This window comes from Flavobacterium sp. 25HG05S-40, from assembly GCF_052654735.1.
The window spans coordinates 1,815,308-1,827,688 of the sequence record NZ_CP199750.1 but is presented as its reverse complement, the minus strand read 5'-3'; the positions used below and the strand labels follow the sequence as shown (position 1 = coordinate 1,827,688).

The following is a 12,381-nucleotide window of genomic DNA, read 5'->3' as shown; positions in this document are numbered from 1 at the left end:
AAAATTTCAATCATGTCAAATAACAATACAAATACCAAAGTAATGGTTCCTATGTACAAAAAAATAGCTTTTGGTGTAGGAATGCTTGCTAATCAAATGTTTCCCGCTGCACTTGGGGTTTTTATGGTTGTTCTTTTGGCAGGTTTTGGTTTTGATCCATGGATGGTAGGATTTTTAACTTTTGCTCCTCGATTATTTGATTTTATCATAGATCCAATTATGGGCTTTATAACCGATAATACACGTTCTCGTTGGGGACGAAGAAGGCATTATGTATTTATAGGTGCTTTGATAATGGGAATTTCGTTTTTACTAATGTGGCAAATTTTCAAAGAGAACGGTGTAAATTTTAACTTTTTCTATTTCCTTACTTTTAAATTATGCTTGTATTTAGGATTGACCATTTTTAGTGTTCCTTTTGTAGCCATGGGTTATGAAATGAGTGAAGATTTTCATGAAAGAACTCAAATTATGGCCATTGCTCAATGGATAGGCCAATGGGCTTGGGTTATTGTTCCTTGGTTTTGGATAATAATGTACGATAAAGAATTGTTCTCAAATCCAGAAGTTGCTACAAGAACTTTAGCCATTTGGGTAGGAATTCCGTGTATGATTTTTGCCATGGTTCCAGCATTTTTTATAACTTCAAAATCAACGGTTAACGAAACGTCGTATAAATCTATTAACATCAGAAACATAGGTGAAATTTTTAAAAATCTAATTCACGAATTTAAAGAAGCATTTAAAATAGCCGATTTTAGAAAACTATGTTTTGCTACATTTTACACGTTTAATGCGTTCAATACGGTTGCTCAATTCACTTTTTTTATTATCGTTTATTATCTATTTAATGGAAATCAACAAGCAGCCGGAATTTGGCCCGCCATTTTTGGAAGTGGTGGCGCATTAGTGACAACTTTCCTTGTAATTCCATTGGTAGTACAAATGGCAAAAAAAATTGGCAAAAAGAAAGCATTTTTGGTTTCTCAATCGATTTCGATTTTTGGCTACATTTTGCTTTATTTTCTTTTTATTCCAGGAAAACCCTACTTGTTTTTAATTGCTATTCCTTTCTTTTCTTTCGGAATTGGAGGTTTATTTACTACTATGATGTCAATGACTGCAGACGTTTGCGATGTTGATGAACTTAACTATGGTCAACGAAGAGAAGGTATTTTTGGAGCTATTTATTGGTGGGTTGTAAAATTTGGATTTGCAGTTGCCGGTCTATTAAGTTACTTAATTCTCGATGTTATTAATTTTGATGGAAATCTAACCACTCAAACTCCAGAAACACTATTCTGGCTGCGTTTTTGTTTTTCTGCTATTCCAATTGCGGGTACACTAACGGCAATTTATTATATGTGGAATTACGGCTTAACAGAGGAAAAATTAAAAGAAATTCAAATAGAATTGGCGGTAAGAAAAGGAAAAACTAAAGTGCAATCTTCTGCCTATCTCTCTGGAAAATTAGTTTCACTTTTAAAAAATGGCTCAATAGACACTTCAATTGACAAGGAATTGAATCAAAAAAGTAATGCTGAAATAGAATCCATGTATTCTGAAATTTTGGATGATAGATTGCATGGACTTTGTTTTAGCCCTTACAACGAAAATCAAAAAGCGGGCGATATTTTATCCGCAGAACAAATAAAGAGAAGACTGGATATAATTTCCCCTTTCACGAGTTGGATTCGTTCATTTTCTTGTACAGAAGGAAATGAATTAATTCCAGAAATTGCCCACCAAAAGGGATTAAAAACAGTTGTTGGAGCATGGATAAGTAATGATAAAACTAGAAACGAAAAAGAAATCGATGCACTTATAAAATTAGCAAAATTAGGTTTAGTGGACATTGCTGTAGTTGGAAACGAAGTTTTGCACCGAAACGAAATTTCCGAACAAGAACTTATTGCATATATAAAAAGAGTGAAAGAGGCATTGCCGAATATTCCTGTAGGATATGTTGATGCGTATTATCAATTTTTAGATAAACCGAACTTAATTTCGAGTTGCGATTTACTTTTAGTAAACTGCTATCCATTCTGGGAAGGTGCCAATATTGATTACGCAGCATCTTATTTGAAAAACATGATGGAACTCACTAAAAATGTAGCTCAAGGAAAGAAAATTATAATTTCTGAAACAGGTTGGCCAAGCAAAGGAGAAGCGGTTGATGCAGCTATTCCATCTGAAATAAACGCTATAAAATATTTTGTTTCCTCCCAAAAATGGGCCAAAAACAACGATGTCGATTTATTTTATTTCTCATCTTTTGATGAATCGTGGAAGGTTATTCAAGAAGGAACCGTTGGAACTTCTTGGGGCATTTGGGACAAAAATGAAAAATTAAAAATTAAACAAAAAAGCTATGTCATTTAGAGAAGGACACTATTTTTCAATAGAAGAAAATACTTTTACAAACGAATATAAAAGCATTGATTTCTCTCAAATACCGGTAAAGAAATTATCTGAGATTTGGCGAGAAACTTTAGAAAATGGAATGCATGGAATTTGCTTTAGTTTATATCAAGACGGGCAAAAACCAGGTGATATTATCACTCCTGAGCAAGTAGAACGTCGTATTCAGATTCTAAAGCCTTATACAAAATGGATTCGTTCTTTTTCATGTATCGAAGGTAATGAACACATTCCAAGAATTGCTCACCAAAACGGAATGCAAACTCTTGTTGGTGCTTGGCTCGGAGATGATTTGGAACTCAATGAGAAGGAGATAGGAAGTCTAATAGCATTAGCTAAAGAAGGTTGTGTAGATATTGCAGCAGTTGGCAACGAAGTGATGTATCGTGGTGATTTAACAGAAGAACAGTTAATAGCATATATCCATCGAGTAAAAGAAGCTTTGCCCAATATTCCTGTTGGTTATGTTGATGCTTATTATGAGTTTTCACATCGTCCAAGAATTACAGAGGCTTGTGATGTCATATTAACCAATTGTTATCCCTATTGGGAAGGTTGTCCGATTGAGTATTCTTTATATCATATGCAAAGTATGTTTGGCTCGGCAAAATATGCTGGTCAAGGTAAAAGAGTCATAATAACGGAAACGGGTTGGCCAAGTGAAGGCGGTTCACTTAAAGGAGCTATCGCATCGGAAGAAAATGCTATGAGGTATTTTATTGAAACGCAATCCTGGGCAAAGCAAAATGATATTGAAGTTTTTTATTTTTCATCATTTGATGAATCATGGAAAGTAGGAGCAGAGGGAGATGTTGGCGCTTATTGGGGATTGTGGGATAAAGAGGAGCATCTGAAATTCTGACACCTTATTTACACAAAATTGATTGCTCAAAAAGGTTGATAATGAGTATTTTTTTTGAATCAACCATTAAAAATTCTAGCTATGAAAACAGATAGGTTATTCAGATTCTTTTTAATTCTTTTACTGAGCACGCAATATGCTTTTTCTCAAGTTGATGTAGTCTATAGTAATTTAGTTTGGTCTGATGAATTTGAGACCAACGGAGCTATTAACTCCAGCAAATGGTTTCATCAAACTCAATTACCAGCAGGCGGAAGCTGGTTTAATGGTGAAGTACAACATTACACCGATCAATTAACGAATGCCTTTGTTAATGCTGGTTTACTGAATATAGTAGCAAAAAGAGAATCTTACACGAATCAAGGAATTACCAAACAATTTACTTCGGCTCGTTTAAATTCAAAATTCGCTTTTTTATATGGACGTGTAGATGTGAGAGCTAAAATTCCAGTAAACCAAGGAACTTGGCCAGCTATTTGGATGTTAGGCAAAAATGTAAATGAAGACGGTGCCTACTTTGACGCGTCTTTTGGAACAACAGATTGGCCAGCTTGCGGCGAAATTGACATTATGGAACATGGGATTACGCCATCACAACCTACAAATTATATTCAAAGTGCCCTTCATACGCCTTCATCATTCGGGAATACTACTAATATTGGCGGAACAATTGCAAATAATCTAGGTAATGATTTTCATGTTTATTCCATGAATTGGTCTCCTTTTCAAATATCGTTTCTTTTAGATAATGTTATTTTTTACACCTATAATCCGGCAGTAAAAACACCTAGTAATTGGCCTTTTACTGCAGAGCAATATCTTTTGCTTAACATTGCTATGGGTGGAATAGCAGGAACAATACCCTCTAATTTTACGCAAACTTCTATGGAAATAGATTATGTAAGGGTATACCAAAATACAGCAGTTGATACTCAAGCGCCAACAAATTTCACGGCTACAATCGGAACGGTGACTAGTTCTACTATCGAATTATTGTTAAACGGAAACGATGCTTCTGGAAATGTTGCCTATACAATTGTATATAGCGGTGGAACTATTCCAGTTGCAAGTCCTTCAGGTGTTCAAAGATCGGTTGTTGTGCCCAATTTATTGCCTAATACCAACTACACTTTTTCAGTTTCTGCAAGTGATTTAGCTGGTAACGCTTTTGTTTCTAATCCAATAGTGGTTAATGCTACTACTACAAGCGTACTTGGCTGTTCGGGAACAGATAATCAGGCACAAGCAGCAACAACATTTTCATCAGGATATAATTATGCTTTTGAAACACTAGGAACCGATGTAAAGATAACTTTTGAATTGCTAGATACAAACAGAGTAGGCGTTGTTGCTTTTCTATGGAGACAAAGTCCATTTTCAGAAGTACAAATGACCAATGTTTCTGGAAATATTTTCACTAGAACGATTACTGGGCAAACAACAGGTGCAACAATTAATTATGCAGTTAAATTTGCCTATGCCGGAGGATTTTCGGTGACAAAATATTTTTCTTATGTTGTTGGCAGTAGTTGTTCTTTGGGATTGGAAACTAGTCCAGACTTAATGGAATTCCATTTTCCTAATCCAACTAATGAAACAATTGAAATAACTTCTAATTTTCCTATTGACAAGATAGAGCTATACAATGTTCTTGGCAATAAAGTTTTATTTTCAGAAACAACCACTAATAAAATTGATGTATCAGAATTGCCTAAAGGTATCTACCTAATAGCAGTCTATTCAGGAACCGGAAAGCGAGTAAAAAAGGTCATTTTAAACTAAATTTATCAGTACTAACACATAATTTATTTTAAATAATCACCAGAAATATGTTAAATTTCAATAATAATTTGTCTATTAACAAATTATTATGTTAAATTTGGTTTATAATTAATCCACAAAAACAGCTTTTGCCTATAGAAAACAAATACTTTTTAGATTAAAAATCGCTTTATTTAACGTATACTAAAAGGTATTATTATGGCAAAAACGCAACTCCCTGATGCGATTCTAGTTAATAGATATATTGATGGTGATGAAAATTCATTAGCAATTCTTGTGGAACGCCACCAATCCAAAATTTACGGATATATTTATTCAAAGGTTTCAGACAGAGATCTTACAGAAGATATTTTTCAAGAAACATTCTTTAAAGTAATCCACACTTTGAAAAGCAAAAAATACTATAACGAAGAGGGTAAATTTTTATCTTGGGTATTACGTATTGCCAATAATTTGATTGTTGATAAATTCAGAAATGATAAAAAGATGTTGATGAAAAGAGATACTGATGAATTTTCAGTTTTTTCTTCTTTAACAGATAATGCTCCAAACATTGAAAAAGAATTAATCAAAAATCAAGTTGATATTGATTTAAAAAAAATAATTCAGAAACTACCTCACGATCAAAAAGAAGTATTGATGATGCGTTATTACTCCGATATGAGTTTTAAAGAGATTGCCGATATTACGGGTGTTAGCGTGAATACAACACTAGGTAGAATGCGTTATGCGATAACTAATTTGAGAAAGGTAATAGAAAAAAATCAAATTTATTTACCTTCATAAACAATAAAAAGTAATCTTTTGCGTTATATATAAAACACTTAAACTAACCCGTTTTTTATATGGCAAAACTTTACTCTAAAAGAAAATTAGCACCAAAAAAAATGTTACCTAAAAAAGAAACTATACGTTTAATACTTCAATATTCTTGTGCATTGAATATCGTAAAAGTGGGTAATATGAGCTTCGACACTATTGCTAATTAAGACATCCCGTCTCGTTCTAAATGAGACGGGATGTTTTTTTATAATATTCTTCCAGAACTTTTTTGTTGCCAATCGTTTTGGTAATAATATCTTTTTCAATATTCCATCCTCGAGCCGGCGAGTATTCTCTTCCATACCATATAATCTGAAGATGTAAATCGTTCCATAATGCTTCAGGAAAAATAGCCTTTGCATCCCTTTCAGTTTGAATCACATTTTTTCCATTAGACAAATTCCATCGGTACATTAATCTGTGAATATGAGTGTCAACTGGGAATGCCGGAACGCCAAAAGCTTGCGACATCACCACGCTTGCGGTTTTATGACCAACAGCAGGTAAGGCTTCTAAAGCTTCAAAACTTTGAGGTACATTTCCATCATGTTGGGCAATTAGTATTTCTGATAAACCATGAATCCCTTTTGATTTCATGGGAGAAAGTCCACATGGCCTAATAATTTCCTTTATTTCATCCACGGATAACTTTACCATGTCATAAGGATTATCCGCTTTGGCAAAGAGGATAGGGGTAATTTGATTGACGCGAACATCGGTGCATTGAGCCGAAAGTAAGACAGCAATTAATAAAGTATACGGGTCTTTATGGTCTAACGGAATTGGGATTTCAGGATATAATTCTTTTAACGTATTTATAACGAATGTTGCACGTTCTTTTTTTGTCATTTTATCTACATTTGAACCGTAAATTTATGAAACTTATGACCACAATACAAAAAGGAGATAAAGCACCACAGTTTTCTGCTAAAGACCAAGACGGAAAATTACACTCATTAGCCGATTATAAAGGAAAAAAGTTAGTTGTATTTTTTTATCCTAAAGCCAATACGCCAACCTGTACTGTTGAAGCTTGTAACATGAGAGACAATTATCAAAGATTTCAGAGCAAGAATTATGAATTATTGGGAGTTAGTGCTGATGGTACAAAAGCTCAGACTAATTTTAAGAAAAAATTTGATTTGCCATTCCCTTTATTAGCCGATGAAGATAAGTCAGTAATTCAGTCTTTCGGCGTTTGGGGACCAAAAAAGTTTATGGGTAAAGAATTTGATGGTATTCATCGTACGACTTTTGTCATTGACGAAAACGGCATTATTGAAGAGGTCATTACTGATGTGAAGTCAAAAATTCATGCTGATCAGATATTGAAGTAATAGTAAAACCTACCTAATAAAAAACCCAGATAGTTTACTATCTGGGTTTTTGTTTTCATAGCAATTATTCCTTGTTTATTTTTTTTCAGAAACCCAATCAATGGCTTCTTGTAACTCTTTGTGTTCAAATCCTCGAAATTCTCCAGGTATGAAAATACTAAAGATGTCGGTAAACTTTCTTATTGCATCAACATCAGTCACAATAGCTGCTCGATTCCACTTCGTTAGATGTTTAATTCCCATTAAGGCATCTTTCAACCAAGCTCCAAATGAGAAATTTTTTAAAGAAGTTTCTAATACCAAAAGATAATTAAGTTTATCCGTTTTGTCAATCAAGGCCTGTATTTTAGGCATTACTATTTCAGTAAAATCAACTTCTGTTATTTCTCCAACCAGCTTTAAAACCAGCAACATTCCACGGTAAATCTTCTAAATAGCGTATCATATATTATGAGGTAACCGATGCGTCACTCAACGCTTTTACTGTATCGTGATCCGCTTTTAGTATTACATGTTGGGTTCTAATTAGCGTTTGTTGTTCTCCAGTTATATCTGCTAAATCATCGCTTAAAACTTTTTCATAAGTTCCTTTTGCAACATCTTCTCCATATTCGCAAGAGTCCAATATCACTTTGCGATTTTTTCCAGCTATAGCAGCTTTTACATCCATCCAAACGCGAAAGAATTTCCCTGAAACCATTGTTCCTTCGGCAACTTCACCTCCAAGTAAGCGAACTTCGTTAGCTAATTCTTGCTTGCATTTTTGACTGTTTGCAATAAATTGAGAAAACAACAATTTTAAATCTTGTTCTTCAGTTTCGTCTGATGCGGTTTGATAACCTTCGATTCTATCGTTGTTGATAGTAATAAGTTTGTTTAATACTGCAATTGTTTTTTCAGTTTTCATAGTATTTAATTTTTTTAATTTGTTAATTAATGCGTAGTTTTAATTTGGAGCAAAAAGGCCTAATCGATTAAATTATTATAGTACAAATTTGCGGTTCTTTACCCTTGAGTATGTTACAGAATCTCGACCATGGTTTACAGCATTAACAGATAAAAAAAAACCGGACTGTTTTCACAATCCGGATTTATCAATATTGAGTATTTTAATTACATTTTTTGTAGCACTTTATTGGGGTCATAGCCAAACAATTGATATTTTTTAATAATTTCGGCAATACCTTCAGGAAGCAATTTTTCCCAACCAGGAACTCCGTCATTAATCATTTTTAGAACTTCTCTAGAGAAAATTTTCAGGTGATCTTGATCAAATTCTGTTATGTCAACTACTTTCCCGTTGTAAGCAAAGAATTTGTACAATTCTTTCATTCTAGGATGCACTTTTAAGTTTTGAGAGTTTATAATTTCTCCATTTTCATCCTCCATCGGATACAAGAATACCTTTAAATCTCTGTAAAATAATTTACCAAAAGCTTCCAAAATGCCACCACTTAGATGACGGTAATATTTTTCGTCAAATATGTCCACCAAATTGTTGACGCCCATGGCCAATCCCATACGCGCTTTGGTATAGCTAGCAAAATATTCCACCACTTTATAGTACTCCTGAAAATTCGAAATCATTACAGTTTGCCCCAACGAACAGAGTAGTTGTGCTCTATCCATAAAATCTCGTTCATCAATTTCACCTTCTGAACGTAAGTTTGATAACGTAATTTCAAAAACTACTAATGTATTATCCTTGTCAACTTTACTTTCTTCTAAGAACATTTTTAATGATTTCTCATACATGTCCATATTTACTTGTGTAACTGGACGGAAACTTCCTCTAAGAGCCAAAATATTCTTTTTATAAAGAATAGCAGCCGGAAGGATATTTTGTCCGTCTGGACCAAACATTACGGCATCTGTCATGCCATTTTTCACTAATTGCAAACTCATCAAACGATTGTCTACATTAGCAAAACGTGGTCCAGAGAAATTGATTGTATCAATCTCCAATTGATCTTTATCTAAGTGATCGTATAAATAGCGTAATAATTTTTTAGGGTCATTATGTTTGTAGAAAGCACCATAAATTAAATTTACACCCAAGACACCAAGGGTTTCTTGTTGTAATCTCGCATCATTTTCTTTAAAACGAATATGTAGTGTTATCTCATTATATTCTTCTTCAGCTTCAACTTGAAATTTAATTCCAACCCAACCATGACCTTTAAATTGCTTAGCAAAATCAATTGTTGAAACGGTATTAGCATAACTAAAAAACAGTTTGTTTGGATGTTTGTCTCTGTTTAAACGCTTTTCAATCAATTCTACTTCGTGTGAAAGCATATTTTTTAAACGGCTTTCCGTTACATATCTTCCGTCATCTTCAATACCATAAATGGCATCACTAAAATCTTTATCATAAGCGGACATTGCTTTTGCAATAGTTCCAGATGAACCTCCAGATCTAAAAAAATGTCTAACCGTTTCCTGACCCGCTCCAATTTCGGCAAAAGTTCCGTAGATATTTTCGTTAAGATTGATTCTCAAGGCTTTATCCTTCAAAGAAGGAATCTGTTCGATAACTTTATCTCCTTTTAATTTAATATCCGTTTCAGTTGTTCCCATAGTTTGTTTGTATACTTCGCAAAAATACTAAAATACCTATTTTTATAAAAGAGAATTAACTTCTATTTTTGTAATTATATTAGCCAAATCAAGTATTTTTAAATTTACCATCAAAAATCGTGCTATTATGCAAGTATATTTTCTAGGAACTGGAACATCGCAAGGAATTCCCATTATTGGAAGTAATCATCCCGTTTGTAAAAGTACCGATTCTAAAGACAAACGGTTACGAGTTTCTGTTTGGATTACTTGGAATGATAACTCGGTTGTTATAGATTGTGGTCCCGATTTTAGACAGCAAATGCTGACTTCTGAATGTTCAAAACTTGATGCGATTCTTTTTTCACACGAACATTCCGATCATACAGCTGGTTTAGATGATATTCGTCCTTTTGTATTTAAACAAAAAAAGGATTTGCCCATTTATGCCCATCAACGTGTTTTGGAGAATCTTAAAAAAAGGTTTGACTATATTTTTGAAGTCGAAAATAGATATCCCGGCGCTCCAAGTGTTCAAACCTTTGAAGTCAAAAATAATGAGAGTTTTCTTTTTGGAGAAACCAGTATATTTCCTATTGAAGTTGATCATGCCGGACTACAAGTTTTTGGTTACCGAATTCAAGATTTTGTTTATATAACGGATATGAAAAGCATAGTTGCATCCGAAATTGAAAAGCTAAAAGATGTAAAAGTGTTGGTTGTGAACGCATTGCGAGAAGAGCCACATCATTCACATTTTAGTTTGCAGGATGCGTTAGATTTCATACATTTGATTCAACCCGAAAGAGCCTATCTGACGCACATCAGTCATATGTTAGGATTTCATGAAGAAGTACAACAACGATTGCCCGAAAACGTCTTTTTGGCTTATGACAATTTAATAATAACTATTTAGAATATGCGAAAATCTCTATTTTTATATCTATTCATTATTGCTGTTTTGATGAATATTTTTACGTACAAATATTTTACATCAAAGGAGAGTAGCGAACAAAAAGCAAGCAAAGAGGCAACGGAGATCAAAGCGGATTCCTTATCTCAGGCTGGAACCATCACTTACGATGCTGACATCTTCTCATTAGAAAACAATGACAGAGCACAAAATTATTTGTTTGAAAGCAGCAATGTAAAAGATATCGCTGAATTTTCAGAAAAAGTAAAACAAGCTCTTTTATCCTATAACGACAGTCCTGAAGGAAATAAGTATACCGATCAAGTTAAAATGGGAGAACAAAAGTTTATCATCAACAGTGTTAAACTTATCAATCATCGTTGGGTTGTTGCTAACTATAGCGACGGCAAACTTTGGGGAGAAGTGCTATTAAAATATTTCATTGACGAAAAAGGTGCTGTTTCTTTTGAAATCATGAATTCCTATTTATATCCAGCATCATTAAATTAATAACAACTCTCAAAATGAAAAAAATAAGTACCCTGCTACTGGTCTTACTCTTTGCTTGTTCCTGCAAATATGTAGATCAAAAGGAAGAAATTGATGAAACACAAAATGCTACAGCATCAAGAGATTCCTCTGTGGTGAACGATAAGGATGAGAATGGATGTCTCGCTTCTGCGGGTTATGTTTGGTCTAAAGTCAATAAAGAATGTGTAAAAGGATTTTCTGGAATACAATTAAACCCTATAGATAAGCCAGATAATGAAGATGAAACACTTAGTGCTTATGTGTTATTTAATGAAGATGCAAGCCAAGCCGAAATTTTTCTCCCTAAAGATACAACTTCGGTTGTTTTGACTAGAAAAGCTGAAGGTAAACCCTGGGTTTTAAATGATTGGCAATTGGTTCCGTGGAAGGGATATGTACTTAAAAAAGGTACAGAGAATAAATTTTCTGGTGATGGCGAAATTGGAAAAAAAATTCTAGATAGTGATACAGAACAAGAGTAATAAAAAATCCCGAAGATTCGGGATTTTTGTTTTTATGACTGCAACCAATTTTTAAAATCGAAGAAGTTTTGCGGAGCTACACCATGTCCAACAGGATACTCTTTATAGATTATTGAAACGCCTAAATCTTCTAAAACGGGTATCGATTTTCGAGCCCATTCGACAGGAATAACTTGATCAACAGTTCCGTGTGAAGCAAATATTTTCAACGTACTTAAATCGTTATCAATGTAGTCATCCACAGCCATTTCAGTATTCAGATAACCACTCATGGCGACTACACGCTGTACTTTTTCCGGATAAGACAAGGCAACGGCATAACTTAAAATACAACCCTGACTAAATCCGATTAAGGTTACATTAGCAGCATCAATTGGTAAAGCAGCCGATAATTCGTCAATAAAATTAGCAATTATATCGCGTGAAGCTCTAGCTTGTCCTATGTCAGAAAACTTATTTTCATCAGCATCAAAATTAATAGCGTACCAAGCATAACTGCCATACATCATATCAAAAGGAGCCTGAGCCGATATTACATAATATTCATCAGGAAGTTCAGAAGCAAATGAAAATAAATCTTCGGCGTTACTGCCATAACCGTGAAGCAATAGGAGCAAAGGGTTTTTATCTTGCTTTATTTTAGGTTCTCTAACTAGATATTCTAAGGTCATG

General features: G+C 33.9%; 14 protein-coding genes. 9 read left to right on the top strand and 5 right to left on the bottom strand.

Annotated features, from left to right (window positions below):
• Positions 1–12: 12 nt before the first annotated feature.
• From ACULEU_RS07945 to ACULEU_RS07925, 5 genes are all read left to right on the top strand, one after another.
• Entirely contained in the window at positions 13–2,382 is a 2,370-nt protein-coding gene (locus ACULEU_RS07945) for an MFS transporter (protein WP_445452067.1), read from the top strand.
• The gene (locus tag ACULEU_RS07940) at positions 2,372–3,283 is read left to right on the top strand and encodes a glycoside hydrolase family 17 protein (protein ID WP_445452066.1); all 912 of its coding nucleotides are present in this window, start codon (positions 2,372–2,374) and stop codon (positions 3,281–3,283) included. Before ACULEU_RS07945 ends, ACULEU_RS07940 begins: the two co-directional genes overlap by 11 nt.
• An 81-nt stretch (positions 3,284–3,364) precedes the next feature.
• Complete coding sequence (locus ACULEU_RS07935) at positions 3,365–5,065, top strand: family 16 glycosylhydrolase (protein ID WP_445452065.1); 1,701 nt, start codon at positions 3,365–3,367, stop codon at positions 5,063–5,065.
• 198 nt (positions 5,066–5,263) lie between these two features.
• Complete coding sequence (locus ACULEU_RS07930; RefSeq protein ID WP_445452064.1) at positions 5,264–5,851, top strand: RNA polymerase sigma factor; 588 nt, start codon at positions 5,264–5,266, stop codon at positions 5,849–5,851.
• A gap of 59 nt (positions 5,852–5,910) precedes the next feature.
• On the top strand, positions 5,911–6,054 hold the full coding sequence (locus tag ACULEU_RS07925) for a hypothetical protein (RefSeq protein WP_445452063.1): 144 nt from the start codon (positions 5,911–5,913) through the stop codon (positions 6,052–6,054).
• 16 nt (positions 6,055–6,070) lie between these two features.
• On the opposite strand, the gene ACULEU_RS07920 is transcribed toward ACULEU_RS07925, so the two are convergent.
• Complete coding sequence (locus tag ACULEU_RS07920) at positions 6,071–6,736, bottom strand: endonuclease III domain-containing protein (protein ID WP_445452062.1); 666 nt, start codon at positions 6,734–6,736, stop codon at positions 6,071–6,073.
• A 35-nt stretch (positions 6,737–6,771) separates the two neighbouring features.
• Between ACULEU_RS07920 and bcp the strand changes: the two genes are divergently transcribed.
• Complete coding sequence (bcp, locus tag ACULEU_RS07915; protein WP_445452061.1) at positions 6,772–7,224, top strand: thioredoxin-dependent thiol peroxidase; 453 nt, start codon at positions 6,772–6,774, stop codon at positions 7,222–7,224.
• A gap of 75 nt (positions 7,225–7,299) precedes the next feature.
• On the opposite strand, the gene ACULEU_RS07910 is transcribed toward bcp, so the two are convergent.
• From ACULEU_RS07910 to ACULEU_RS07900, 3 genes are all read right to left on the bottom strand, one after another.
• Positions 7,300–7,638 carry a SpoIIAA family protein gene (locus tag ACULEU_RS07910; RefSeq protein ID WP_445452060.1) on the bottom strand — a complete coding sequence of 113 codons (339 nt, stop codon included), beginning with the start codon at positions 7,636–7,638 and terminating at the stop codon, positions 7,300–7,302.
• A 34-nt stretch (positions 7,639–7,672) separates the two neighbouring features.
• On the bottom strand, positions 7,673–8,131 hold the full coding sequence (locus ACULEU_RS07905) for a ferritin-like domain-containing protein (RefSeq protein ID WP_445452059.1): 459 nt from the start codon (positions 8,129–8,131) through the stop codon (positions 7,673–7,675).
• A 206-nt stretch (positions 8,132–8,337) separates the two neighbouring features.
• Complete coding sequence (locus ACULEU_RS07900; protein ID WP_445452058.1) at positions 8,338–9,804, bottom strand: TonB-dependent receptor; 1,467 nt, start codon at positions 9,802–9,804, stop codon at positions 8,338–8,340.
• 127 nt (positions 9,805–9,931) lie between these two features.
• On the opposite strand from ACULEU_RS07900, the gene ACULEU_RS07895 reads away from it, so the two are divergent.
• The 3 genes from ACULEU_RS07895 to ACULEU_RS07885 are packed head-to-tail and all read left to right on the top strand — an operon-like array spanning position 9,932 to position 11,709.
• On the top strand, positions 9,932–10,699 hold the full coding sequence (locus tag ACULEU_RS07895; RefSeq protein WP_445452057.1) for an MBL fold metallo-hydrolase: 768 nt from the start codon (positions 9,932–9,934) through the stop codon (positions 10,697–10,699).
• Positions 10,700–10,702: 3 nt separating this feature from the next.
• Positions 10,703–11,206 carry a hypothetical protein gene (locus tag ACULEU_RS07890; RefSeq protein WP_445452056.1) on the top strand — a complete coding sequence of 168 codons (504 nt, stop codon included), beginning with the start codon at positions 10,703–10,705 and terminating at the stop codon, positions 11,204–11,206.
• 14 nt (positions 11,207–11,220) lie between these two features.
• Positions 11,221–11,709 carry a hypothetical protein gene (locus ACULEU_RS07885; protein ID WP_445452055.1) on the top strand — a complete coding sequence of 163 codons (489 nt, stop codon included), beginning with the start codon at positions 11,221–11,223 and terminating at the stop codon, positions 11,707–11,709.
• Positions 11,710–11,741: 32 nt separating this feature from the next.
• On the opposite strand, the gene ACULEU_RS07880 is transcribed toward ACULEU_RS07885, so the two are convergent.
• The gene (locus ACULEU_RS07880) at positions 11,742–12,380 is read right to left on the bottom strand and encodes an alpha/beta hydrolase (RefSeq protein WP_445452054.1); all 639 of its coding nucleotides are present in this window, start codon (positions 12,378–12,380) and stop codon (positions 11,742–11,744) included.
• Between the last annotated feature and the right edge of the window lies 1 nt (position 12,381).